Source organism: Nocardia lijiangensis NBRC 108240, from assembly GCF_001613045.1.
Lineage (GTDB): Bacteria > Actinomycetota > Actinomycetes > Mycobacteriales > Mycobacteriaceae > Nocardia > Nocardia lijiangensis.
Genome location: NZ_BDBP01000037.1, coordinates 1 through 24,788, shown reverse-complemented (window position 1 = coordinate 24,788; position 24,788 = coordinate 1). Strand labels below are relative to the sequence as shown.

Sequence of the window (24,788 nt, the reverse complement as noted above, 5' to 3'; positions counted from 1 at the left end):
AGTTGCCAACCCTCGCAGGGGCGATGAGGACCGGCGGCGACACACGGTGGATCGACGAGCTGCTCGCGTTGCCAACCCTCGCAGGGGCGATGAGGACACACGACGTCGTAGTCGGTGAGCTTGGCTTCGCCGTGTTGCCAACCCTCGCAGGGGCGATGAGGACCGGCCATGACCGAGAGGGCATGGAGCGGTGAGCAGCGAGTTGCCAACCCTCGCAGGGGCGATGAGGACACGGCGGTGACCCAACTGCTCGACAGCGCCGCCGTGTTGCCAACCCTCGCAGGGGCGATGAGGACGGTCGGGTCCACCTTCACCCCGCGGTGCCAGAAGCTGTTGCCAACCCTCGCAGGGGCGATGAGGACTCGATCGGCTTCTACCGCAACGCCTACTGGCTGCGTTGCCAACCCTCGCAGGGGCGATGAGGACCTGGCGTCCACCCGCCCGCCGCGTCACCGATCCCACGTTGCCAACCCTCGCAGGGGCGATGAGGACCCCAGGGTAAAGGCCCAGTCCAGAACGACGTATTGCAGTGGGAAACGATCGGATCTGCAATGAACCTCCGGTAACGTCAACGGATACGGCGTGTCGCTGCACCAGCGTAGAGGGAGCGGTCCTAGTCGGCCCGTCACGCAGCTGGCGGTGGGCTGGCGATCCGTTCCTGAGCTGGCGGCTCTCGGCGGTTGCTCCAGAGGGCGACTCGGGGAACGAACCGTCGGTGTATATGCGCATCCGCTGGCGCAGGTTGAGCAGTGGCGATGTTGCGATGACAAGCCCTCTTCGCTGGGCCTTTGCTCATCCGCCATGTAAATGGTCAGGTTGACAGTCGATCGAGTACGAGATTCGACCACCGCGTGCACGACGGCTCCTGAAAGTCTCTATTTACTCTCTATTTTCATCCGAAGATGGTCAAGTGCCGCCGAACCTCAACGAATCCGACTTGTTGCCAACTTCTTCCATTCGTCCTGATAGGAGTATGGAAAGCTACTTAGTGGAATCCGAACGGATAAATAGGCATGCCACGGACTTCGACTCCATTGGTCGCGGGTTCTACCAACCTGCTTACGCTCAATGGATACCTTCTGTAGGTAGTCACAGCCCGGATCGTCGAGTGGGTCGGAGTTGTTCCATCTCACCCACGCACTCGCCGTGGGGCGCGGCGGACACCGACGTCGGCAGGGCTTCTGGGGCAGAGCTTTGGACGCCCAGGCGTGCGACAGCTTGGACCAGGTGATAAACAGAGAGTGCTCCGGGTGGGGCGCACGCTCACCCGGAGCGTCTCTATCGACGCACCACCTCGAGTGGCCGGGAGTACCATGCCCGAATCGCAGCAATCCTGTCTTGATCTCAGGATCGCAGTATCCCGCCTAACCGCTCCATGGCGCGATGCGTCCATACCCGTCGTATCAGGGCGCAAGGTGATACCCCCACGCGCACAATCGAGTTGGGAATCAACACGCGGGACAACAGCTATACCGGCATCTAGGCTTAGAGCCCGGAGTCTTCCCGCCCCGGTGCGCACAGTACGGATAGACATGTTGACGATACTCATCAGTTGCATCGCACTTCTCGTCTCGATAGCAGCGGTAGCTGCATCCTCGACCTTGGCGATCCGGCAACAACGCCTGTCGCGCTACTCAAACCACCTACCGACGATGGCCAGCATGATGGCCGAGTTCAGATCCGTCAGGTTTCATGACCACCACAAGACGGTTGTCGAGCTTGCGCCACCTGCAGATCCAAGCATCGGCTTCTCCGATCTTCCTCCGGATAAGCGAGAGGCCTTCGTCGACGTTGTGTACTTCTACCAGTTCATCGCCACGCAGATAGCGATGGGAGTACTGCAAGAGGATCTGATTCTTGCGCAAGTACGTTCAAGGATGATTGCGGTCTGGGATGCCGCCGTACCGTACATCCGTGCTGAGCGAGCCAAAGCCTCATTCGGCCAAGAGCATTGGCTAAGCCTGTTGGAGTTCTACGTAGACCGCGCCCGCAGACTACCTCCTGACTCGCACAAGCTTCTGCTGTCGCGCCGATCTCAAGCTCGAAACCATGTCTTGCCTTCTCCGTCGGACTGATGCGAGTCCCTGACACCACATCAGTGGGAGTGTCCGCGGGCTGATCGGCTAGCCGCGACGGTCTTGCGAGACGCCGTGAGCGGAGCCCGCCCAGTCGGCACAGTAGTGCGCTCGATACGGCAACTCGCGGTGTGGCGGCGCGCGCTGCCGCGCAGCCGTCGACGACCGGCCGCGACGGCTGGCGAATAACAGAAACTCCACACTTTGAGGCACATTCGTCCGCATTCGCGCGGATTCGGCGGCTTGTTCCTGAGGGTGAAACAGGCATTGATCAGGTCAGATTCGTCTAGTTCACCGAGGTCAGGAAAAATTGATCTTGTGTCAAGTGGTCGCAGGTTCAAATCCTGTCAGCCCGACAGACTAGAAACCCTCTCCGACCTGGATCGGAGAGGGTTTTGTCATTTGCCCACCACCCGGAGAGCGGGACCAGAACGGGACCGCAGGTGTCCGGAGAGCTTGTCACCGGCCCCGGTGATCTCCGACAGATCCGGGTGCAGATATCGCTCGGTGGTGCGACTGTCGGCATGTCCGGCGATTTTCTGAAGGACATGCAGACTCACACCGGCATCGGCCATCCACGTCAGCCCGGTATGCCGCAGATCGTGACGCCGAAGATGGTCGTAGCCGAGAGCTGAGACGACCTCGTCCCAATGGGTCGCATCCCGCAGAACACCGGTAGCGATACGTCCCCCGCGCGGCCCGGTGAATAGTCGCGCATCCGGGTCGCGTCCGATCGCGGCGAGCCGATCGGTCACCAGTTGTCGAACTTCCTCGATCAACGGAACCTCACGAGCACGGTTGCCCTTGGTGCCCTTGTCCTCCATCCCGCCCGGTGACGGCGTGGTCTGTCGACGCACCTTCCACGTCCACGACTTGACGTCGATGTCCTTGACGCGACAACCGGAGACCTCCCCGATTCGACAGGCGGTGCACGCAGCGAAGATCACCACGTCACCCCAGCCTCGATAGTGATCTGCCGAACCGTTCACCAGAGCATCCGCCAGCGTCGCCAGCGCCGACCAGTTGGGCAATGCCAGCGACCGCGGGTCGTCCAATTCGTCTTCGATCTGCTGGTAGAGCTTCTGCCAGCCCCGTACCCGCGCCGGGTTGGTATCGCGGATCTCGTCGCGAACGGCCTGTTCCATCACCCGGACCAACACCGCGAGACTGTTCTTCACTGTCGACTTGCCCGCACCGTCACCTATCCAGCCCACTACCGCCCGGTCCACCGCACCGTTGGTCACCATCGCCACCGGCAGATGCCCCAGCGACGGCACCACCCGCTTACGCCAACCAGCCTTGTACGGATCGAGGGTCTTGTTTTCCAGCCCGCGCAGCGCCAGGTCCATGTTCGCGTCGCCGTACTCGGCCAGCCGCATCGTGGCCGTCTTCGGATCGATCCCCTGGGCCGCTTTGCGTTGCAGACGCGCAATCCACGCCTCGGCTTCTTCCCGGGTCTCAAACGGCTCCGACACAGACGGACGCTTCTTTGTCCCCGGCTCGGTCCAACGCACCCGAGCCTTGAACGGCCGGCGACCGTAGTCCGCACGTTCCTCAATATCCACCGAAAGGCGAAGACCGACAGGGATATTCACATCTGGGCTCATCACGCCGCCAGGTGGCGCGGGTCGGTGCGCGAATCGCGAAGCCAAGCTTCGATATCCTCGGCGGCGTACTTCACCACCCGAGGCGACACGCGCACGAACGCGGGCCCCGTTGGCGGGTTTGCCGTACGCCACCGCCGTAAGCTCGACGGATCGATTCCCAGCAGCAACGCTAACTCGGCCGTCGAATACAGCTTGCCGTCCACCAGACGTGTATCCATGATCACCACCACCTATGCCGCTTCTCGAATGGTCGAATTTTGTTGTGCCACAACATTTTCACGTGAATGTCCCAACCTGGGCGGACCTGCTTCCAACAGTGCGCGGGTGTATTCGGCTCGCCAGGTGGTGCGTTGAGCAATGGCGGCCATGATCAGGTGATCGCGGGGCGGCACTGATTTGTCGCCGGGTTCGACCGGGGTGACGATCAGGTGGGAGCGATCGGGTTTGACGATGCCGACCGAGGCGAGGAGTTGCCGAACGAAATCGGCGCGGTCGGCTTTGTGGTCGGGCAGGTTCTTGCCCGACCAGTTCCGCGAGACCAGGACCCGCCGCCCCGGCAGACCGAGGGTGTCTCGGCGGTGTGCTTTGCCCTTGCAGCGGCCCGGGATCGTCTTGTCGGTCGCGCCCTTGGGCACGATGCCGTAGCGGAGCCACACCGCGCAGCGAGGCGAGCACGGGGTGCGTTGCAGTTCGGCGTGCAGGCGGTCGTAGTGCGCGGCGGTGCGGTCGGAATCGGTGTCGAGGACTTCGGCGATGGACTTGGTGAGGTACTTGGTGACGTAGCGGATGGTCTTGTCTGCTTCGGCGCCCGGCACTACGCCCCGGACGTGACGCGGGTCGACCTGGACACCGAAGCGCAGCACGTGGGCGGGTTCGAGGTCGTCCACCGAATCCATCACGTCCAGCGCGTCGTCGAAGGACTGCAACGGTCGGCGGGTGTGCGGATCGGTGAAGGTCAACGCTTTCGGGTCCCACACCGCCATCACGTCACCGGTGTAGGCGGGGTGGTCGAAGTGCGGCCACCACACCTGGTGATAGGTGGCGTCGGTGACTTTCCGGATCAGTTCGCGGGGGATGTCGGTGCGGATCAGGATGTGCAGATGCGGGGCGCCGCGTTTCTGGGGTTCGACGGTGGCGTAGTACTGGAGGTTGTAGCCGACTGCACGGCGCATGTTCTGAATCCAGCGATCGAACAACCGCGAGAAGTGCACGATGTCCCGCGCCGCCCGCACATAGTCATAGGTGCCGGGGTTGATCGGTGAGCCGTCCGAGCACACCTTGCCCTCGGCATCGACCGCGCCGTCGCGGTTGATCCGCCCGTAGGAGGGCATGGTGAGGGTGATGAACATGCCCGGTCGATGCCCACCCGGATACGCCTCACGGATCGTGTACTTCTGCACCTTGTGCCGGGGCAGGTCCGGGGCATCCTGGCGGCGTCGGGTCGAACGCTTGCGCCGATCCTTCGATTTCGCGTCCAGGGCAGGCAGTCGGCCGCGGAATCCGGTCTCGCGCATCTCCCGATCCAGATCGGCGACGACCTCCCGGATACCGGCCATCAGATCGAAATCGCCATCGTCTTCCGCTGCCCGGTACCGATCGAACAGGTCGCAACGCGCAGCCAGGATCGCTTTCTGAACCTCGGACGGTTCTTTCGACACATCCACCGGTTCACGATCCAGATGCCACCCATCACTGCACTGAGTCATGCGCAGATGCCTGTTGTTGGCCGCACACGACGGACACGTCGAGGCGATCGTGGACTTGCAGGGGGCACCCACATACGACACCGTCAGGGTGCGGGGGTCTTCGGCGCGCATCGGGACCGGGCGACGGCACACCTTCTGCTCATCGGCCAGGGATTCGGCTACATCCCGGAAATCCGGCAGGCTACGACGCTGGGCCGCGGTCTGCCGGACAACCGGAACCACCGGATCAGTGGTGGTCACGCTGCCTCCTTTCCCCAGTCGAGCCCGCCATCGATGTGCGGGAGCGCGATCGGGTCGGCCAGCGAATCACCGTGGCGGAAGGCGAGTTCCACGGTCGCCGGTCCAGTGATGGTGGCGCGGCATTCCTGGGCGCCGAAGGCGTGCGCCAGGTGGTCGGTGCGGTTCTCCCAATCGGCCGGGCAGTGGCCGGGCAGCATCCGCACCCGCACCAGATCCACGCTGTCCCCGATCCGCACATCCAACAGGCGCGGCACGGTGGTGCGGTCGTCGGTGGTGACGGTCAGGTGGCAGGCGGTGAGCAGCCGGGTCCAGCGTCGGCGGTAGCGGAACCAGGTAAGGAACCGGTGCCGTGCCCGGGTGGTGATCCACCGCTCGAACATCTCCGGACGCTTCCAGCGCCAGAGCATGATCCCCGCGGCGAACACCACCCCGAACCCAACCCCGAACGGCCACCCCAACGCCACGCCGGCGAGCACCACCAGCACGGTCGGGATCGACAGGACCGGGAACAGGATGGCCCATTTCACCACCAGCGCGGCAGCGAACACTGTCCCCAGGATCAGGTGGCCGAGTCCGGTGAGAATGGCGTCGAACGGGTCGGCGTCGGTCTGGATGGTAGTCGTGGTCTTGGTCATGACGGGTCCCCCTCGGACAGGTCGAACAGCGACAGTTGCCCCGGAGTCGGAGCGAAGGACGGCATCGGCGCCGGCTTGCGGGTACGGCGTTTCCGGACCCCGGCCGCGGCTTTGGTGGTGAGCGGATTTACCTGCGGTGCTTCGGGTGTGGTGTTCTCGCTCATGCCGCCACCGCCTCGGGATCGGTGAGGTAGTCGAGCAGGAACGCACCGAGGTGGTGGGTATAGGCGGGTGGGATGGCTTGGGCGAGTTCGTCACCGGTCATCCAGTCGATGCCCATGCACGCCGGCCCGACCCAGGCGTTCACGTCCCCGGTGACGGAGATGTTCATGCCGGCGTCGAAGTCGCGGCGGCGCTTCTTCATACTCGTGCGCACGGTGTGGGCGGGATGCCACGGGATCGGGGGCAGCAGCGGAATCCGCGGATCGATGGCGAACTGGCGATGCCGGTAGGTGCGGAGCCCGAACATGCTGCCGCACAACACCACGTCCCGACGCATCTTCGCGCCCATGACGTTCTCCACGATCCACGGCATCGGCTGAGCCGCCAATGCATCCAGGGTGGCTTCCAGCAGCCATCCGGATCCGTTCACCCCGGCGCGGGAGGCGAGGGTGGTGTGGTCGTGGCACGGTGGGGAGGCGGCGATGGCGTCGTACTCGTGGCCGTACTGAGCCAGGTATTGCAGAGCGTCGGCCTGGTGGAAGGTGAACGGGTAGTGCGGTTGTGCTTCGATGTCCACGCCGACGACGTCGAACCCGGCGAGGTGGTAGCCCATGCTGGCGCCGCCGGCCTTGCAGTACAGGTCCAGTAGCCGCGGCCGTTTGCTGGTAGTCATGGCGCACCTCGCTCATCGGTTCCGACCGCCTGGCGGATTGCTGCTTGCAGCACACGTACTACTGCGATCGCATCGTCTACGGTCATGGCCAGGTGCGCCACGGCCGCGAACTGTGCTTCCTTGTGCAAGACCAATTGGATTTGTCGGCCCTGTTCGGCAGCGGGAACGACATTGGCGAACACCTCGCACGATTCGCGCACCCGGCCACGATCGACAGACACCGCCACTCGGTGGAAATCAATGCCCGCGGCGGGCTTCCAGTAGCCGCGCGCCTGCTCGGTGGTGCTCATGCCGCCCAGTCCCCACCGTCGTAGTCGTCGCTGGCGTTCCAGGCCAGGACCGAGCCGGTTTCGGCCAGGACGTTGACCGCGATCGCGAGCGGGTCCAGGCCGCGCGCTTCCAGCTGGCAGCGACGGCGAGCCTGAAGGTCGATGACGTTGTCGGCGTAGCGGGCCGCGGTGGTCTTGCGGGCGGTGTTCTTGCTGGTCATTTCTGGGCCTCGATTTCGGGGACGCCGCATCGGTCGCAGGTGCGGGAACGGGTGGTGCCCAGCGGCCAGGTGGTGGCCTGCCAGGTGGCGGGGAAGGAGTGGCCGTGCTCGATGCAGTAGTTGGTGGCCCGGCAGCCGTCGCAGACGACCGTGTTGCCGTCGAACAGCCAGCCGACGCCGGCGGCCTGCAAGTCCAGGTGGTTGATGGCCTGGGCGATGGAGTCGAAGCAGATGGCTTCGTTCTCGTCCTCGGTGTAGTGGTCCCCGCAGCTTTCGCAGTAGACGACTACGTGGGTTTCGGTGACGAATCCGCGTTTCATGCCGCCACCCCGTCCACGTCACCGTCGCCGAGGTCGTCGGGGTCGAAGCCGCTGTAATCCTCAGCAGGAGCGAAGTTCTCGACTGGGGCGTAGGCGTCGACGATCGCGTCGGCGGTTTCGTCGGAGACCCAGAAGGCGCGCACCCGCACGAACTCGGTGGTGCCGTCTTCGCCGACGTAACCGACACCCGGTGTGGTGTCAGGGATTTCGTGGCAGCGAGCGCCGCGGTCCTTGGCGCCTTGGCCGTGGACCATGCTGGTTTGGGTGGGTTCGTCCAGGCGCAGGCCGACGCGGACCGGGAACAGCTGCCGATTCGGCATCGTCTCCTTGGACGGGTCCTGCAAAGCGGCGATCAGCGCGACCCCGACCGCGCGGCCCTGCGACAGCAACAGCCCAGTCAGGCGCTGGAACTCCAGTTGCTGATCACGAGTCGCATACGCCGACAGGGCGGCAGACTCATCGATGATGATCAGGATCAGCGGCTCATCGGTGGTCGGGACGAGCTTGCGGATACCGGCCTCACGCAGCCGAGCCGCGCGTTCCTGCATCAGCTTCTCGGCCTCGGTGAGCATGGCGAGGATGCCTTCAGCGGTCCATTCGAACCGCACCCACAACTTGGCGCCGCGCCCGAACTCCATGCCGCCCTTGGGGTCTGCCATCCACACATCCACCAGCCCGGCTTTGATGGCGGGGCCGATACCGGCGATGATCGACCACAACACCGAGCCCTTGCCCGAGCCCATCGCGCCGGCGAGCAGGATGTGGGCATACAGCAGACGCAGCAGCCACAGCCCGCCGTCCTCCCGAACCCCGACCGGGACCGCCTCCAGGTCCACACCGTTGTGAACCGCACCCGGCAACGTTGACGGAGCAGCGAGGGTGTCCCACGCCCTCACCTGGAGACGGACCCAGCTCGGAGCAGGCGACGACGCTGTCACCTTCGGGACGCTCAAATACGTGGCGAACTGAGCCAAGGTCTCGTCGTTCGACCAGTCCGACAGCGATTGACCGCCGAGCATCATCACCTCGACGTCGAGGCCGTGATCGGTGTAGTCGTAGCGCTCCACGTACGGGAATCCGCCATCGAGGGAGCCCAACCCGAGTGCGGCGAGCATCAGGTTGGTCTGTCCGGGGTCGGCCAGGATCGACACCGCGGTCCGCAGCTCGGGCGGCGCGTCGGCGGCGATGTCGGCGACGGTCAGCGGCCGCGGGCCCGAACCGAGGTGACGCAACCAGACCAGCCCGCCCGATGCGGCGACGACGCCCGTGGTGACCAGCAAACTTGTCAGCGTCATCGCCGATCACTCTCTCCGGCAACAGGATTCGGGCAGAACATCACGCAGCCATCCGGGCGGGCCGGGGTCCATGGGATCTCGCCGGAGGGTTCGCGGTCCACGGTCAGCAGCAGCGTCACGGGCAGCACGAACAGGGCGGCGAACACGAACAGGGCAACCAAACCCGGGCGGGCGAACATCACCGCGAACATCACGCCACCGCTTTCGTGTCGCCGGGATCGATGGTCAGCGTCTGCGTGAGCTGTTCGGTCAGCACCTCGCCCAACTGGGTGTGCAGCTTGGCGGCATCCAGCAGCGGCAAGAACATCTGCCCTTGACCGAGCGAGATCACCACCATGTCGACGGCGCTGCCCCAGCGAGCGTTCAACGCCTCGCCCGAGCCGCTATCGCTGCCTGTCAGAATCGAAATGAACGGATGGTCAGACATCAGGAAACACCTCCAACGGGAACCGCGATCGGCAGCATCGTCTGCACCGGCCGCGAACGAACTGGTTGCACCGGAACCGGTTTCGGCACCGGGCGGAAATCGGGAGCGGCCACCGGCACCCGTTCGGGTTCGGAAGCCGGATCGGCCACGAGCTCCGAGGCGGCAAGGTCTTCGGCCATCTCATCCACCACCGCAGCGGGCACTTGGACGGGAGCCGAATTGCGTTGTGCCACACGAACCAGCAGCGCCAGGCCGTGCGTGTCGGCGAGCAGGGATATCGGGGCGATGGCCGCGACCAGAGCCGAAGCCCACCCCGGCAAGGCGTTTCCCGCCGCGACCGCGTGCAGGGAGTTACCTGCCACCGAGACCGCCGAGCCGATGACCAGAACGCCGAGGAAGAACCGACGCTCCGGGGCACCGGTGCACACCAGCACCCCGAACGTCGCCAGAAGGATGGTGCCGTCCACGATTAGCGGGAACAGCCACGCATCCTGTGCGGGGATGTGGGCGAGGACAGCCAGATCACGCAGAGTGGTGAAACTGAGCCGGAACGCCGCCGCGCCCACCGCGACGATGATTGCTGCGGCGGACCAACGCACATACCGCATCCCCGCCGACTGGCCCGCCGCCCACATCACGCCGCCTTCGACTGGCGGGCCGCGCCCGGATCGGCCGGAACCTGCTTGGCGCCGGAGGTGTCACCCTTGATCCCGCTCGCGCGGACATACCAGCCGATCGACTTGTACTCGCCGTTGCCCACCACCCGCGGCTTGACCATCGCGCCTTCCAGCTCGATCGGGGTAATCCCCGGAGCGATCTCCGCAGCCGCCGGGACCGGTTGCACATCCGCGACGAACACCACATCGAAGCTAGAGTTCTTCGCTCCCATCGCGGTCGGGTCCGACACCGTGCCCTTCCACAACCGCTTCCCCGTTCCAGTGCCGTCCTCGTTCAGGTCGACCTCCTGACGCTTCTTCGCGTTGCGGTCCGAACTGAACTCCAACACCGGCGCGATCTCACCCATCAGGTACAGACCCTTCGGCCACGCCTCCGCGCCCACCGGTGCCAGCCACACATCCTTCAAAGCCATCGCTCAAACTCCTTGTGTTGATTGACATTTCGGCGTTCGACTGACGTCTTGGCCGCTGGAACTAACACACTCAGAATCCCGCGATGGATAGGGACGGAATAACCCCTGAAATAGACTTCCGAGGACGTCCAGAGACGTCTATGCTCGTCCCTAGATGCCCCTAGGTTGGAGTGATGGACGATGGCGAATGAACGACTGCGGACGGCCCTGCTCCAGAACGGACTCACCCCACAGTCCGCGGCTGAATCCCTCGGGGTCGACGCTAAGACTGTCGAGCGGTGGATCACGAAAGAGCGGGTGCCATATCCCAAACACCGCTATGCACTCACAGCGCTTCTCCACGAATCGGAGGACTATCTCTGGCCCGAGGCTGCGCCCCGCCGGCAGTTCGCCGATGTCGAAGCCGTCTACACCACTCGCGCAGAGTTCACCCAGGCCATGCCGCCAAGGCAGCTGTTCGAAGGTGCCACCACGATCGACATGTCTGGGCTGTCGCTAAACTTGCTCTGCCAGCAGTACTCCGACAACGACCTCCTCAAACTCGTCGCAGCAGGAACGACGATTCGATGCCTATTTCTGGACCCTGACGGCAAACACATCCGCGCACGAGAAGAGGAGGAAGGCCACAACACCGGAGTGCTCACCAGCTTGACCGAGATCAACATCCGATCTCTGATTCGCCTGCAAAACAAGATCTCGGCACGGAGTACCGGCGCGATCCTGATCCGAACCTATGACGAGCCAGTCAGGTTCAACATCACCGTCATCGACAAGAAGACGTGCATCACTCAGCCGTACTTGCCCAGCGCGAGAGGTGTTGAGTCTCCGACGTTTGTAGCTCGCAGGACGGATCAGCCGGGGATCTTCGACACCTTTGCCCAAGTGTTTGAATCGATGTGGAGTACCGGAAAGGAAGTCGCCGCGGAATGACAGCCGGAGCGAACGCATTACTGGAGATCGCTCGACGAGCGGTTGCGATCGGCGGTGAGCTTCTAGCGAAGGCGGAACCAGGCCAAATTACGCAGAAGGGCGACCGTGATTTCGTCACCGATCTCGACCTGCGCGTTCAAGCAGCAGTCCGCCAATACCTTGCCGAGACCACACCCGAGATAGATTTTCTCGGCGAAGAGCTCGCCGAACTCCAGCCGAGTCTGGCGACCAACAACGCCATGTGGGTACTCGACCCGATCGACGGTACGTCCAACTTCATTCACGGAATCCCGCTGTCCGCTGTCTCGCTCGCACTCGTCGAGCACGGGCACCCGAGCATCGGCGTCATTCTTGCGCCATTTCTAGGACTGGAGTACTACGCTGCCGCCGACGGCGGAGCATTCTCGAACGGCGAGCCCATTAGCTCCAGCCGAGCGCGGGCATTAACGGAATCCATTGTGTCCCTTGGCGATTATGCCGTTGGTGTCGGGGCCAACACCAAGAATCAGCGACGAATCGTCTTGACAAGTGCGCTTGCAGCCGCCGTCGAACGTGTGAGGATGTTCGGATCGGCCGCACTGGATCTCGCATGGGTGGCAGATGGCAGGACCGATGCGTGCGTCATCCTGTCCAACAAACCGTGGGATACCGCAGCTGGCGTTCTCATAGCGCGTGAGGCTGGAGCCCTGGTCACCGACTCCGCAGGCCATGACCACAGCTTGATGTCGACCGACACGGTGGCCGCCACGCCGGCAATCGCGCGTCAGCTGCTCGAACTCATCCGAAACACGGCCTGACCTTCGCCATGCGCGGGCCCACGATGGCGTCAATCTCTTCGCCACCTAACGTGAACTGCCCCCTTGAGGATCGTTATGTCGGCCGAACTCGGTAGCTGGTCTCGATCCGACCGGCATCGCTGGAGCAGATAGCGACTACGAAATCCTTTGCGAGCTCACAACATGTGGTGCTGGCCCCGAACTATCAGGTATGGATGTCGTCGGCCAGATCTTGGAAGACATGGTCACGATGCCAAGCAAAATAGGGCTCCCTGGACTCTTTCCACCAGTGCGTAGTCCGGCCACGGAGGTGATCGGTGACATGCTTTTCGACTTCGGTGGATGCAGTGACGGCGTTGCTTATGAGCAGTTCACCACCGCTACCGACGCCAATGTAACCCCGCTCGAATAGGCTGTCGCAGCCGAGGACACAGGCGAGCATTCCTATGTTGTCGAAGTCCTTTCGTTCCTCATCTGAGCAGCGCCAACGCTTCTTTATGTGCGCACCGACCAGGAACTCTGCTGGAAGGCTCCGCCCGCACAACGCACACCTGTCCGCGGCTAGCTCGACGAGGCGACGTTTGAGCGCCGAATGCTCACGGCGCCAATTTGCGACCCGAGTTCCGTCGGTCGGCCCGTCCGGTGCGGCGGAACTCCGTCGACTTTTCGTCTCAGCAGGCGAGGAATCATCAGCTAGAGCAGTGGAGGGCTCCAGGTTGATCAGGTCAGCCAGATCGATGGCTTCGAGGCCACGGACCACGGTGATGCCCATGACGGAAGCGGTGGCGCTCCAGCCGAGGACTTCGCGCACTTCCTCGATCGGAACGGAAATCGTGCGGTGCTCGGCGAGCGCGAACATGTATTCCCACGTCTGGCCGTCTTCGTCACGCCCCCAGAGACGTTCGGCGAGATCGGAATTCTGGAACAGCAGGGCTATGTGGCTGGCTGCATACAGCTGCTTGTTGCCGTAGAACGTGACAGGGTCTCCGGCCCGCAGCTTCTTCCACTTGCCGATGTTGACGCTTCTCTTCCCGGGCGTCACGGCCCACATTCGGGAGGCTCCGTCCGGGAAGATCTCCATGAGCCGGCCAAAAGTGTCGGCGGGTATCAGGTCGGCGTGCTCGTCAAATCGAACCTTCGATTCGATAGTGGCTTCGTATCGCTTCCGAACCGGCCTATTCTTCGGATTGGCAGGAAGCAGGGCTACTCTCACGGTTCCCCCGTCGATCTCTTCAGCTGAACTCAGCGCGCCACGGACTGGTCTCGGCCTATGCCATCACCAGGAGGATGTTGCTTCTCGGTGATGCGCGGACAAACCATCAACGTACACCCCATCTTTGATCGAAACACCTTGCAGCGCTTTGTAATGCGGATACTTGGCAAGAGTTGGCGCGATGACAACTTGCATCGTTGTCGTGTCGACCGCGAGGAGGCCGACGTCGAACAGTTGGTGGATGTCAGACCGCAGCAGGATCCCGTCGGCGAAGTCGTGGGATTCATGCTTGGCGAACTCGCGCAAGTGCGCCGCTTGCAGTGCGGGCGCCGGGCAGGGGCCGGTAACCGCACAGACGAGCCCATATGCGCGAAGCAGTTGCCGCCGAAAGGCCGCCTGTCCTTTGCGGACGTTCACCAGCGCCCGACGACGTCCACCTGCCGGGGCAGCTAGCCGCGGTGCAGGCTCCGCGGGAACAGCAACAGCGATACGGGTGAGCAACTGTTCCAGCTCTTCGAAATTGCATCGCCGGATAGCGTTCTGCTGCGCCCGGTCCAGCGCCGGTTCGACATCGGCGTACGACAGGGCGCCATCGATGGGCTCCCACTGTGCCCCGTAGCTGGCGATGTACAGCGTGACCGGCACATTCTCCTTGTACGGTTCGTCGAACTCGTTCCGACAGTCCTTGTGCCGACACAAGAACGTCGGAGTCGCGATCTTCCGCTTGACGTAACCGGTCTTCCGGCACTTCGGACAGCTGAGCCGCAGCTTGGTTCCCTGCGATGTATCGACACGATCGATACGTGAAATACCGTGCACAACATCGGAATCACGCAGTATGACCACATCACCTTCTCGGATCTGAAGGTGATTCGCTACGCCACTGTCATAGGCGTAATGCGACCCCAGAACGTCGGGGTAACCCTCATTGCTTTCCCAGCTGCGGCCCTCCGCCTTCGACAGCAGCGCCCACGCCTTCATCCCAACCCCTTCGCCAACCACACGAGCGACGCCGCCCGTGATCGAGGTCAGAGTACGGCGCGGGTATGACAGAAACCGGCGCCTGGTACTCCGCGGGTTGTTGCCGAATTTCGCCATACAGGATCAAGAGCGCCCGCGGCGGCGCTACGCGCCGCCGCCGCGCTGCGACGCGCAGCGCGTACTGATAGGGCGCCGTACGCGGCGCGTCGGCGCGTCGGCGGCGCGTAGGGAGCCGCCGCGGGCGAAGTGGGTCCTGTTCGGCTCCAACGGCATCCGCTTTGGCGACGGGGTAGCACCGGCCACTATTCTTATCTGATCGCTTTTCGCAACGACCGAGCAGGGCTGGGCACGCCGCCTGCCGTACCCGACTTGCTCTCCCGCAGCCTGCTCATGAATCGCCACCGCCGTTCGTGGGGCCTGGCCGTGGTCCGGTTGCAGACCCTTCCAGAGAAGATCCGGCCTGCGTCTCGCCATCTCCGCTAGGACGAACCGGGACCGATTGAGCAGGTGGAGGGGTGCCGGGACGTTCTGGATTGTTCATGAACTGCCGCATCGCTTCAAGCTCCGCAACAAGTTCACGGCCACGTGCCTCAAGCTGCTCACCACGGACTGTCTGCTGCCTGTTCCGCTCTTGCAACTGCGACATCTCCTCGTCGTACAGTTCGGTTGTCTCCTTGACCTCCGCATTTCTGCGGAGCCAGCGAAGCACCAGGAAAACGGCGGTTGACCCTAGGAAGGCGATGATCGACACGATTCGTTCGCCTCGGGTAGTGGACAGCCAGACCGCATCGACATAGGAGAACAGCATTAGACCCGCGGCGACGACCATTCCCCATGTGTAGGCAATCCGCCGTCGGCGGTGGGGGCGATCCAGTCGCCATACTCGTGGCAATGCAGAAGTAGCCAGGAGCCGAACCCGACGGTCGATGCTTGTCATCAGGACGCCGCGGGCGTCAAGTGTCTCAGGCAGCAGCTCAAGTAGCTCAAGGTCGGCACGAATCTGAGAACGCTTGTCGCGCAGCTCCGACCGCGTTTTGAAGACAGGAGCAAAGACAGCTATCAGGGCGATCAGAATCGGGCCGACGAACGCGAGCCAGTCAGTGCCTTTCATCGGAAGATGATCGCACGTGTCGCTATGACGTACGAGGCGCGACCTTCGGCCGCGTGGCCCTGGACTGTGGTGGCCTGCATTGTGATCCCGCGCCCCTCACACCTCAAGAGCGCCTTTGGCGTCAGCTGCGCTGATCGGCGTTCGCCGACTCTTGACCTGTGAGCCTCTGCGCGTGAAGGGCAGGCCCTATGGGCAGGCGGGTAGCCTGCTCCCGATGTGTGCAACCCACCACCGACCAGGGCCAATCCCGTGCCCCGCACGTGCGCCAAACACCGGTGAGCAGCGGGCAATTGCGTAGTCCGAGGGAGGTTCGGCCAAGTTGCCGAATGGGACGAAAGCCGCTGGCCTGGGCAAGAATCCCCCGAAAACCGTCGGGGCGACAGGATTTGAACCTACGACCCTCCGCTCCCTCCGATGAGGGCGGCCAGTATGAGGGAAGCAGTTCTCGCCAATGTTGCCGGACCACCAGTACGCCATCTTCCCCTCCTTGCCCCCGGCTTCAGGAACCAAACCTACTGCGGCGCTTCAACCCGGGCGCTCCTCCACGGAAAGCAGGCCGATAAGGCCGGGCTCAGCCAGCCCGTCTCGGCGTAGACCGCATATGGTCGAAGCCGTCGTCAGCGAAGACCTCGACACTAACGACCGAATCCACATCAATCACAGCTAGCACCGAGCCGGGGCGGTTATCTGGCGACAGGATTTCGACGTTGTTGCCCTCGAAATCCCAGACCAATCCGGGACCAGCCGACCGAACCTGGCCACCATCGACGTAGCGGACAGTGACCTTGTGGCCGAAATGCAACGCGGCTACGACGATTCCGCGTGGAGTGTACGCACCACCGTTGCCATACTTCGGATGCCGGCCGCCCCACTGATCGAGACAGTTGTTTCCTGCATCCAGCAGCCCTTCCACCAGAGTCTCCGCCCCTGGACCCTTGAGATACGCCTCGTAGTCGACCGTCTTGTCTGGCGTGCTCATCCTGGTCCCCACCTTCCGCTTCGCGCTCAACTACCTTCGCTTGCACCCTATTCGGAAGCACCGACAACGGGACCGGAACGGGACCACACGCTGCGCGCGACCACGAACAAGGCCCACGTCGGCGACTCTCAGCACACACGTGAGAATGCCCGGCGATCTGGGAAACCACCCCAAGGACCGACCTGGGGGTCAAGTGGTCGCAGGTTCAAATCCTGTCAGCCCGACAGATGAAACCCCTTCCGACCAGGTCGGAAGGGGTTTCTTCGTTCGGCGACACGCCGCCGCATTCGAACCGAGCCAGTCAAAATCTCATACTTTCGGGCTCTGGTCGCCCCGCGCCCAGGCCTCGAGCACCGCGCGATTGTCCGGCACGGTCTCGGGGATGTCGATGTAGTAGGTCTTGGCCACCTCCCGGGTGTTGCCGAGCTGGCGCGCGGCACGCTCGGGGTCCTCATAGACGTGATCGACCGCGGTCGCGGCACCCTTGCGGAAGGTTCGCGGGGTCACCCAGGCGAAGTTCTCCCCCCGCGCCGCCCGCCAGGTGCGCTCGAAGTTGTTCGGATTGCGCACCGACCCGTTGCGCGCCGGGAACAACAACCCCATCGGATTGGGCCGAGCGGTGACCTCGAGATCCTTGATCGCCTCGCGAGTGGCTTCCACGGTGTGCTCGGGCAGCAGAATCCGCCGCCACCCGTTGTCGGTCTTCGGCGCGGGTTTGCGCACCCAGCCACCCGCTCCGGCGCCCTTGACTTCCACCAGGGTGCCGGTGACATCGAGGTAAGGCTCGCTCGCGTCCAGATCGATGTCATCGAGCAACAGCGCGAACACCTCGTGCGGGCGCATGCCGGTCCCGGTGAGCACATCGACCACCCACACCACCGTCCAATCCCGCGCCGGCCCACTGACATAGCCGGGAGTACCCGGGATGGTCTCTCCACGTGCCCACGCGCGTACCTGGGCCCGGAACGCGGGCAGCGGACCTTGCCGCGCGCAGGATTACGGCGCCGGACGAACTGTCCCACGCCGTCGACGGGGTTGGTCTCTATCGCGCCGTGGCGGACCGCGATCTGCATCATCGCCCGCAGGATGATCTTGTGCTGCTTCGCCTTTCGTCGCAGCCCCTGGGCGACGAGGCGTTTGAGGTGCCGGTCGAGCTCCCCGGAAGTGGCTTGCCACAGTTGCAGGTTGCCGACCGAGTTCTCGATCTTGATCGTCTTGGGGTTGGCACGCCGGTCGGTCGAGACGAAGATCTCGCGGCGGTAGTCCTCGACGTTGCCCTCGGTGTAGGCGTCGTCGTTCTCCAGCTCCACCAGCAGCTCCGCGGCCAGGTCGATCAGCTTGGTAGTCCGGGTGATTCGCCCGTAGCCGAGCTGCTCACGGTGATCACGCATCGCCTCGGCAAGGCGGTTGCGCGCCTCGTCCGCACTGGCGCCGACCCGCTCGAGCTGGGTACGTCCTGCGGCTCCGTAGTAGTACACGGTGGTGCGCCAGCGTCCGTTCTTCTGCTTCTTGGGCCGCGTGGGCACCCCGAAGGTGCCCACCGGCTTCGGTAGTCGACCTCCCACCTGCCGCCTTCCTAGTTTGGAGTGATTGCTGGATGTTCGCCCTCGTTGCCGACAACAGGGGTGCCGCGGAGCGCTTCGTCTCGGAGGTCGGGCACCCCGCCTCAGCGAGGGTGATCTCAGTGCACTGGGTAGCCTGGGGAATCCGCTCAGCCGACCGCAAGAGGCAAATGTTTGCCAACTGTTTGCTACGGGCGCCAAGTCGTTGATTCCGCGGCTTCCGCTTCCGGCGGGCCCGTCACCGGCTTCCGCTACGACTGCCGCCTCCGCGCTCTACCTGTTCGTGCTCCCAGGCGAGCAGGTCGCTGAGTCGGTAGCGGCGATACCTGCCCATTCGTGCATAGCGTGGGCCGCGACCACCCGCGGCCCACGCTGCGAGCGTTTTCACAGGGATTTTCAGACGGCGCGCAACCTCTTGCGTGCTCAGCCAGATCTCGTCCGATCTGCTGGCATCGGCATCCGACGAAGGTCTGGACGGTGCGAAACCATCCCGCCCTCCAGGCGGTTTCGACGTCGGCCTACCGCGCATGGGAGAACGCTTCGATCAAAAGTTCAGGGCGACCATGGATCCGGCGACTGCGAAGCTCAGTGATGATCGGACGACGTTTTCGCCTCGAAGGCATGTGAACGATCGCGCGAAGTGTTGTTGTGACGGCGTCCCGGTTGGGGGTGTCCGGAGCAGTTGCGAGCGTCTGCTCGCCTGAGCCGTTCTGCGAGTGCCCTACTCGCGCTCTGATGTGTGAAACCTTGCCCCTACCAGGCGCTCTGACATATCGCATGGCGCAGCAGGCAGTTTTCGAATTCGAATTGGACATGACGAACTCCTCGCGGGCCCGTCTGCATGATTCCCCAGCTGCGAGCTTATCAGAACACGCCCACCGGCCAGCGTCATCGCAGCGGGATCGAGGCGCCACAACGCATGGCCGACAACGGCGTTGACGTGCCAATCATGACTGAGGATCGGTGCAGGTGTGCAAGCCCGACACGTCGGAGTGGACTTCTCGCCGCAGCCGGATTCGTGTCGGACAACCCGCTCGTCCCCGCGAATAGGTCAGAGCGGTTCCCGAACGTGGCGACGTTCCCCTGCCGACCGGGGAAGGGGCCCGCCCCATCTGGACCTGTGGAGGACGAGCCAACTCCCGGGGAGCTACGTGTTAAGGATGCGGCCGCTCGTAGGCCGCGACGACATCCGCTGGCACCCGCCCGCGCCGGGACGCGTCATGAGCCACTGGTTCGATCCCAGCCTGGACCACTCAAAAGCTGCAGGTCAGCGCTATTTCGAGAGAGTAGCGCGCCTGCGTCAATAAACGTGCGACAAGTCAGCCGAAACGGCCCCCAGCCGGCGGTTGCAAACGTCACGGTTCTCTCGTGCGCAAGCGTCGGAACCACGCCCGGCCAAGGTTTGAGTTTGGACTCCATCCCGCCAGTCGGCAACCAACCCTTGCGGACGGGGTACCTGTTCTCACACTCGGGGCCAGTGGGTTTGGCCGTTTCTCAAATCGGCGGCACGGGCCACGGTTTGCTTCCCTGGACCAGCGCCGGACATGCCACTCGTCCGGAATGCGAAAGCCTCCTTCGCCAATGTCGATTCCGGCCCAATACTGGATCTGGCACGAATTGCGTGATTGACCCAAACGGGATACAGACGGGCGCTTGATAATTCATCATGCCGCAGGTGTTCTGATCTTGGACTGCTGACAGTCGTGTTCCCGCACTTGAGTGGACTGCAGATCCAGACCGTTCGCGCCGTCGGGGCCATGGTCCGGATCGACGCCAGCACGGACAACGTGGCAACTCCGTGTCCGGAGTGCGTGCGGTTGTCGAACCGGGTCCACAGCCGTTATCAGCGGCAGTTGTCGGATGCGGCGGTCGCCGGTCGCGAGGTGCTGATGAGGTTACGAGTGCGCCGACTGGTTTGCGACAACTCCGATTGCAGGAGAAGAACTTTCGCCAAGTCGGTCCCGGGCCTGGCGGAGCGACACGCACGTCGCACAACGGTCTTGCAGAACGTGTTGTGTGCGGTCGCGCTGGCGCTGCGGCGGGCCGTGCCGGTGCCCGGATGACGCGGAATCTGGCGGCGACGGTGAGTCGGATGACGCTGCTGCGCCAGATCCGGGCAATGCCCGATCCGGCCCGGCCGACGCCGCGAGTGCTCGGCGTCGATGATTTCGCCCTGCGCCGCGGGCATCACTACGGAACGATTCTGATCGACATCGAGTCTCGGCGGCCGGTCGACGTGCTCGGCGACCGCACCGCCGGAACCCTCGCCACCTGGTTGCAGGCGCATCCGGGAGTCGAGATCGTCTGCCGCGACCGTGCCGGTGTCTACGCCGACGGCATCGGGGGCTGGAGTGCTAAGCGACCTGCAGGTCGCGGACCGCTGGCATCTCTGGCACAACCTCGGCGAAGCCGTCGAGCGCGGCCACCGATACACTCGCAGGCTCACCAGTGCCGCCTCGGCGGCCATCCGCCGAAGGTAGCAGCGAATACCCAGTTTCGCTGGAATTCAAACATTCTCGCCTGCGCCGCTCGCTACACCCAGATAGCTCCACACGCCCGGCAGCATGCGCCACGAGACTGATCGCACAACGAGCCGCAGCGCCAGCTTCACCAGAATGCACCAGACCCCGGCGAGCGCACTCGACTTCCAAGACTGGTAGAACCGAGCTAAAACCAGCCAGTCTGTTTGAATCCTCCTATCCATCAACATCTTTCACTCAAATGCCATTGCGGCCGCGACGCCACTCCTCGTACTATCCAATGGCCCAGCGTTGGAGCTATCACCCATCTTCGAAGAACCAGGCGGGATCACATGCGGCCCAACCTGTACGTCGACGAAAGCAAGAGCGGCAACTTCCTCTTGACCGCCGTCCTCGTCCAAGCGAACCAGCACCATCAGGTGACCCGCGCTGTGCGCGCACTACCCTTGCGGCATCAGACCCGCATACATATGTGCAAGGAGAGCGATCCGCGCAGACGACACATCATCAACTTCGTCCTGACGCTTGGAGTTACCTGCGAGGTCTTCGAGTCCACCGCCAGATCGGACCTCGACGCGCGCACGAGCTGCCTTCGTGCACTTGCCGACCGCGCAGCCGAACTGAAGGCACGAGCGATTGTCATCGAACGCGACGACTCGGTAGTGAAGCAGGATCGAGCCGTCCTGAGGTCGGCCCTATCCACAACCGACATCGAATACCGTCACCTTCGAGGACGCGAAGATCCGCTGTTGTGGATCGCAGATGTGGTCGCTTGGTGCTGGCAGCGGGGCAGAGAGTGGCGCCGTCAAATCCAGCCGATCGTGTCCAGGGTTCACATCGTCGAGGAGTGACCGCTGAGCACCCCAGGCCAATCGCATTGTTGGACTGCCGTGGAACCCACCCCGCGTATTGTCATAGTGTCTTCTGCGAAACACCTCCCCGCGATGCGCGGGGATGAGCCCGGCCCGGCGTTCGAGCTGAAACGTTGGCTCAATTCCTCTCCCCGCGCTTGCGGGGTTCGTGAGGTTCGGGATGCGGCTGTAGCGCATCCCTGGACCTCCACCAAACTAATCCGCACGGCGGGTACAACGCCGCGCTGGCGTCAAGCGGGCCATTACCCAGAAGCAAAAGCGACGCCGGATCGGTTCGACCCGCCCGGCACTCGGCTGCTCTGCCAGGATCACATAGCCTGCAACCGTTCGAAATGCCCTAGAGCGAGTCCATTTTCGACTCGAACCCGTAGCGGACGCGCTTGGCGCGTCCATGCATGGACTGACAAAGCAATCTACGGCACACTAGACATTGCAGGGCGCGCTGCGCCTCTGAAGTGGACCCGGCAGCCATCCGGACGGTTGGTGGGCCGGGTTTCGCGTAAAGCCCAAGGTATCTGCCAGTAGCGATGACTTACCCACGCATGCACGGAGAGCACAAACCGGGTAGTGGCGGCGCTTCGCCGTCCAGGGCTCATCCGCGCGTGCGCGGGGAGCACTCCTGACGACCTGCATGTCTTCGAGTAGTTCAGTCGATTTCATTCACTTTCGCACGGTCAGTTGTACGAGGCTGTGGCGTTGGTGACGTGGGTTCGGAGGAGGCTGGCTGGTGGCTGGTTTCCGGCGGCGGTGTGTGGTCGATAGTAGCTGTAGTGGATGTTCCAGCAGTGGCCTCGGTCAGTGGTGCTGGCGATGGACCCAGAGTCGCCCCGCTTAGGAGGTGTTGTGAATTAGTGGAACAGGTTGCGGCTCAAGCGATGGCAGCCGCCCTGTGGGTGATGTCGGTGCCTAATACTGTAGCTGCGGGGTCGGGAGGACAGCAGATTGATGTTTAGGTTCGGGACCAAGGGCCAATCGAAAGTAAATGAAATTTGGCAGTTTCGCGAGTAAACACGCAGGTCAAGAAGTGTGCTCCCCGCGCGAGCGGGGATGAGCCCGTGAGGAGCTGATCCGCGCCCTGTCTCGCCAGGTGCTCCCCGCGCGAGCGGGGATGAGCCCCTGTGCGGCAGAGCCCTTTACGGTCCCGCACTGTGCTCCCCGCGCGAGCGGGGATGAGCCCTGGGCGGAGGCGGATTTCTTCAGCGCCGAAATGTGCTCCCCGCGCGAGCGGGGATGAGCCCAGCAGGCAGACCGGCACAATTACGAATACGGCGTGCTCCCCGCGCGAGCGGGGATGAGCCCGGCGACCTTGCGGCGGAAACGGCGGCGGCGAAGTGCTCCCCGCGCGAGCGGGGATGAGCCCAACCCGCTCACCGCGACGGTCAAGCTCGACCTGTGCTCCCCGCGCGAGCGGGGATGAGCCCTCCGACGAGGCGGTCGCCACCTATCTCGAGGCGTGCTCCCCGCGCGAGCGGGGATGAGCCCTGGCGTTGGCATGGCTCGCACACACCGAGGCTGTGCTCCCCGCGCGAGCGGGGATGAGCCCCCGCAGCAGGGGCAGCCATCGCAGAACACCAAGTGCTCCCCGCGCGAGCGGGGATGAGCCCATGGGCTCGCCCGGCTGGACCGGCCCGGCCTCGTGCTCCCCGCGCGAGCGGGGATGAGCCCTCTGGTTCCACACCGTGTGTCACGGCGGCGGCGTGCTCCCCGCGCGAGCGGGGATGAGCCCTGTGCCGGATTGCGGCCCGGGGGACCAGATTTGTGCTCCCCGCGCGAGCGGGGATGAGCCCATGAACGACGCCCAGGAACTCACCGAGCAGCAGTGCTCCCCGCGCGAGCGGGGATGAGCCCGAGGACGCGCTGGAGCGGTTGAGCGCCTACTTGTGCTCCCCGCGCGAGCGGGGATGAGCCCCCTTCCGAGGTGCCGGACGAACCGGTTTCGAAGTGCTCCCCGCGCGAGCGGGGATGAGCCCCGAGTACCCTGCCGCAATTTTCAGCGGCTGCTGTGCTCCCCGCGCGAGCGGGGATGAGCCCGGTGCGCCATGCCTGCCAGGTACTCGCGGCCTGTGCTCCCCGCGCGAGCGGGGATGAGCCCAAGTCGAAGAGGTCGCGATGACCGCCGCAACTGTGCTCCCCGCGCGAGCGGGGATGAGCCCCGTTCTCCGGTGTCGTCGTCACGGGCGTCGCTGTGCTCCCCGCGCGAGCGGGGATGAGCCCCGGGCGATCTTCTCGCCCGACACGGCCATATTGTGCTCCCCGCGCGAGCGGGGATGAGCCCCGGCCTTCCCGCCGCTGCGTGCGGTCGGTCATGTGCTCCCCGCGCGAGCGGGGATGAGCCCCAGGGTTACAACGGCGTGGTCGAGCCGCCGGAGTGCTCCCCGCGCGAGCGGGGATGAGCCCGAGCTTGCCAAGGGCGGGTTCTCGGTCCAGCAGTGCTCCCCGCGCGAGCGGGGATGAGCCCGGCAAGGACTTCCACATCTGTGGCGGCGACCTGTGCTCCCCGCGCGAGCGGGGATGAGCCCGCTCGGAGCTGAGGCGATCGAACTCGCCGCCAGTGCTCCCCGCGCGAGCGGGGATGAGCCCCGGTGCCATCCAGGTGCCGGGTGTCTCTGTCCGTGCTCCCCGCGCGAGCGGGGATGAGCCCGTCGTGGAGCAGTTGGGCTCTACGCTCCAGGTGTGCTCCCCGCGCGAGCGGGGATGAGCCACTACCCGTTCGAGTTCCATCAGGGCGACGCGATGTGCTCCCCGCGCGAGCGGGGATGAGCCCGCCGCCGTGCCGAGCGAGCCCGCAATGCCGACGTGCTCCCCGCGCGAGCGGGGATGAGCCCAGCACGACGTACAGGAGTGGGTCGCGGAGCTGGTGCTCCCCGCGCGAGCGGGGATGAGCCCTCTTCGACGAGATTCCGGTACAGCTTGTTCGTGTGCTCCCCGCGCGAGCGGGGGATGAGCCCTTGCCATCATCATTCAAATGTTTTGCCATCACGTGCTCCCCGCGCGAGCGGGGATGAGCCCCGCGATATGCCCTGATCGCCGACGACATTCGGGTGCTCCCCGCGCGAGAGCGGGGATGAGCCCTGGCCGGTGACCTCGTATCCGAGGAACTCGCCGTGCTCCCCGCGCGAGCGGGGATGAGCCCCGATGTTGGCGTGGTTGCTGTAGGCCGGTCA

General features: G+C 64.2%; 27 protein-coding genes and 2 CRISPR repeat arrays (1 of these 29 running past the window's edge). Of the genes, 7 read left to right on the top strand and 20 right to left on the bottom strand.

What is annotated here, in order from left to right; all coding sequences use genetic code 11:
* A CRISPR array of direct repeats spans positions 1-492; the repeat unit is 30 nt; unit sequence GTTGCCAACCCTCGCAGGGGCGATGAGGAC; it reaches 1,990 nt to the left of the window's first position.
* 1,040 nt (positions 493-1,532) lie between these two features.
* Positions 1,533-2,075, top strand: coding sequence for a DUF4760 domain-containing protein (locus NL1_RS14840; RefSeq protein WP_156094856.1), 543 nt, complete (start codon positions 1,533-1,535; stop codon positions 2,073-2,075).
* A 398-nt stretch (positions 2,076-2,473) separates the two neighbouring features.
* Here the strand turns inward: NL1_RS14840 and NL1_RS14835 are convergent, their stop codons facing one another.
* Genes NL1_RS14835 through NL1_RS14775 form a run of 14 tightly spaced genes read right to left on the bottom strand, consistent with a single transcriptional unit; the run spans position 2,474 to position 10,720 of the window.
* Complete coding sequence (locus NL1_RS14835; RefSeq protein ID WP_245673283.1) at positions 2,474-3,670, bottom strand: tyrosine-type recombinase/integrase; 1,197 nt, start codon at positions 3,668-3,670, stop codon at positions 2,474-2,476.
* A gap of 11 nt (positions 3,671-3,681) precedes the next feature.
* On the bottom strand, positions 3,682-3,912 hold the full coding sequence (locus NL1_RS14830; protein WP_245673281.1) for a helix-turn-helix transcriptional regulator: 231 nt from the start codon (positions 3,910-3,912) through the stop codon (positions 3,682-3,684).
* A complete protein-coding gene (locus NL1_RS14825) occupies positions 3,913-5,628 on the bottom strand; it encodes a replication initiator (RefSeq protein ID WP_245673279.1) in 1,716 nt (571 codons plus the stop codon).
* Positions 5,625-6,263, bottom strand: coding sequence for a hypothetical protein (locus NL1_RS14820; protein WP_067839610.1), 639 nt, complete (start codon positions 6,261-6,263; stop codon positions 5,625-5,627). The genes NL1_RS14825 and NL1_RS14820 overlap by 4 nt, the downstream gene beginning before the upstream one ends.
* Positions 6,260-6,427, bottom strand: a complete 168-nt coding sequence (locus tag NL1_RS37555) for a hypothetical protein (RefSeq protein ID WP_156094855.1) — start codon at positions 6,425-6,427, stop codon at positions 6,260-6,262. The genes NL1_RS14820 and NL1_RS37555 overlap by 4 nt, the downstream gene beginning before the upstream one ends.
* Positions 6,424-7,098 (bottom strand): DNA cytosine methyltransferase, encoded by a 675-nt coding sequence (locus tag NL1_RS14815; protein ID WP_067839607.1) that lies wholly within the window; start codon positions 7,096-7,098, stop codon positions 6,424-6,426. Before NL1_RS14815 ends, NL1_RS37555 begins: the two co-directional genes overlap by 4 nt.
* Positions 7,095-7,388, bottom strand: coding sequence for a hypothetical protein (locus NL1_RS14810; RefSeq protein ID WP_067839604.1), 294 nt, complete (start codon positions 7,386-7,388; stop codon positions 7,095-7,097). The genes NL1_RS14815 and NL1_RS14810 overlap by 4 nt, the downstream gene beginning before the upstream one ends.
* On the bottom strand, positions 7,385-7,588 hold the full coding sequence (locus NL1_RS14805; protein ID WP_067839601.1) for a hypothetical protein: 204 nt from the start codon (positions 7,586-7,588) through the stop codon (positions 7,385-7,387). The genes NL1_RS14810 and NL1_RS14805 overlap by 4 nt, the downstream gene beginning before the upstream one ends.
* Positions 7,585-7,908, bottom strand: coding sequence for a hypothetical protein (locus tag NL1_RS14800; RefSeq protein ID WP_067839599.1), 324 nt, complete (start codon positions 7,906-7,908; stop codon positions 7,585-7,587). The genes NL1_RS14805 and NL1_RS14800 overlap by 4 nt, the downstream gene beginning before the upstream one ends.
* The gene (locus NL1_RS14795) at positions 7,905-9,203 is read right to left on the bottom strand and encodes an FtsK/SpoIIIE domain-containing protein (protein WP_067839597.1); all 1,299 of its coding nucleotides are present in this window, start codon (positions 9,201-9,203) and stop codon (positions 7,905-7,907) included. Before NL1_RS14795 ends, NL1_RS14800 begins: the two co-directional genes overlap by 4 nt.
* On the bottom strand, positions 9,200-9,394 hold the full coding sequence (locus NL1_RS14790) for a hypothetical protein (RefSeq protein ID WP_067839594.1): 195 nt from the start codon (positions 9,392-9,394) through the stop codon (positions 9,200-9,202). Before NL1_RS14790 ends, NL1_RS14795 begins: the two co-directional genes overlap by 4 nt.
* Entirely contained in the window at positions 9,394-9,630 is a 237-nt protein-coding gene (locus tag NL1_RS14785; protein ID WP_067839591.1) for a hypothetical protein, read from the bottom strand. Before NL1_RS14785 ends, NL1_RS14790 begins: the two co-directional genes overlap by 1 nt.
* Positions 9,630-10,238: a DUF2637 domain-containing protein gene (locus tag NL1_RS14780; protein WP_084510615.1), complete on the bottom strand. Its 609-nt coding sequence runs from the start codon at positions 10,236-10,238 to the stop codon at positions 9,630-9,632. Before NL1_RS14780 ends, NL1_RS14785 begins: the two co-directional genes overlap by 1 nt.
* 26 nt (positions 10,239-10,264) lie before the next feature.
* Positions 10,265-10,720: a hypothetical protein gene (locus NL1_RS14775; RefSeq protein WP_067839585.1), complete on the bottom strand. Its 456-nt coding sequence runs from the start codon at positions 10,718-10,720 to the stop codon at positions 10,265-10,267.
* 180 nt (positions 10,721-10,900) lie between these two features.
* On the opposite strand from NL1_RS14775, the gene NL1_RS14770 reads away from it, so the two are divergent.
* Complete coding sequence (locus NL1_RS14770; protein ID WP_067839582.1) at positions 10,901-11,650, top strand: DUF5919 domain-containing protein; 750 nt, start codon at positions 10,901-10,903, stop codon at positions 11,648-11,650.
* Positions 11,647-12,447, top strand: coding sequence for an inositol monophosphatase family protein (locus tag NL1_RS14765; RefSeq protein WP_067839579.1), 801 nt, complete (start codon positions 11,647-11,649; stop codon positions 12,445-12,447). Before NL1_RS14770 ends, NL1_RS14765 begins: the two co-directional genes overlap by 4 nt.
* A 184-nt stretch (positions 12,448-12,631) precedes the next feature.
* Here NL1_RS14765 and NL1_RS14760 read toward each other — a convergent pair whose 3' ends face one another.
* The 5 genes from NL1_RS14760 to NL1_RS14740 all read right to left on the bottom strand — a co-directional run bounded on the left by NL1_RS14760 (position 12,632) and on the right by NL1_RS14740 (position 17,589).
* Positions 12,632-13,639 carry a hypothetical protein gene (locus NL1_RS14760; RefSeq protein ID WP_067839576.1) on the bottom strand — a complete coding sequence of 336 codons (1,008 nt, stop codon included), beginning with the start codon at positions 13,637-13,639 and terminating at the stop codon, positions 12,632-12,634.
* 63 nt (positions 13,640-13,702) lie between these two features.
* Entirely contained in the window at positions 13,703-14,620 is a 918-nt protein-coding gene (locus NL1_RS14755) for an HNH endonuclease (protein ID WP_067839573.1), read from the bottom strand.
* 388 nt (positions 14,621-15,008) lie between these two features.
* Positions 15,009-15,731, bottom strand: a complete 723-nt coding sequence (locus NL1_RS37550; RefSeq protein ID WP_156094854.1) for a hypothetical protein — start codon at positions 15,729-15,731, stop codon at positions 15,009-15,011.
* A 571-nt stretch (positions 15,732-16,302) separates the two neighbouring features.
* The gene (locus NL1_RS14745; protein ID WP_156094853.1) at positions 16,303-16,710 is read right to left on the bottom strand and encodes a hypothetical protein; all 408 of its coding nucleotides are present in this window, start codon (positions 16,708-16,710) and stop codon (positions 16,303-16,305) included.
* Positions 16,711-17,019: 309 nt separating this feature from the next.
* Positions 17,020-17,589, bottom strand: coding sequence for a tyrosine-type recombinase/integrase (locus NL1_RS14740; protein WP_067839563.1), 570 nt, complete (start codon positions 17,587-17,589; stop codon positions 17,020-17,022).
* Between the two features lie 173 nt (positions 17,590-17,762).
* On the opposite strand from NL1_RS14740, the gene NL1_RS14735 reads away from it, so the two are divergent.
* Positions 17,763-18,263, top strand: coding sequence for a hypothetical protein (locus tag NL1_RS14735; protein WP_067839560.1), 501 nt, complete (start codon positions 17,763-17,765; stop codon positions 18,261-18,263).
* Positions 18,264-18,510: 247 nt separating this feature from the next.
* Here NL1_RS14735 and NL1_RS36525 read toward each other — a convergent pair whose 3' ends face one another.
* Positions 18,511-18,801 (bottom strand): helix-turn-helix domain-containing protein, encoded by a 291-nt coding sequence (locus NL1_RS36525; RefSeq protein ID WP_084510598.1) that lies wholly within the window; start codon positions 18,799-18,801, stop codon positions 18,511-18,513.
* Positions 18,802-20,029: 1,228 nt separating this feature from the next.
* Between NL1_RS36525 and NL1_RS40190 the strand changes: the two genes are divergently transcribed.
* The 3 genes from NL1_RS40190 to NL1_RS14725 all read left to right on the top strand — a co-directional run bounded on the left by NL1_RS40190 (position 20,030) and on the right by NL1_RS14725 (position 21,603).
* A complete protein-coding gene (locus NL1_RS40190) occupies positions 20,030-20,335 on the top strand; it encodes a transposase family protein (RefSeq protein WP_156094852.1) in 306 nt (101 codons plus the stop codon).
* A 29-nt stretch (positions 20,336-20,364) separates the two neighbouring features.
* Positions 20,365-20,853 (top strand): transposase, encoded by a 489-nt coding sequence (locus tag NL1_RS36515; protein ID WP_162272731.1) that lies wholly within the window; start codon positions 20,365-20,367, stop codon positions 20,851-20,853.
* Between the two features lie 231 nt (positions 20,854-21,084).
* Positions 21,085-21,603 carry a hypothetical protein gene (locus tag NL1_RS14725; RefSeq protein WP_084510595.1) on the top strand — a complete coding sequence of 173 codons (519 nt, stop codon included), beginning with the start codon at positions 21,085-21,087 and terminating at the stop codon, positions 21,601-21,603.
* Between the two features lie 1,047 nt (positions 21,604-22,650).
* A CRISPR array of direct repeats spans positions 22,651-24,510; the repeat unit is 29 nt; unit sequence GTGCTCCCCGCGCGAGCGGGGATGAGCCC.
* Between the last annotated feature and the right edge of the window lie 278 nt (positions 24,511-24,788).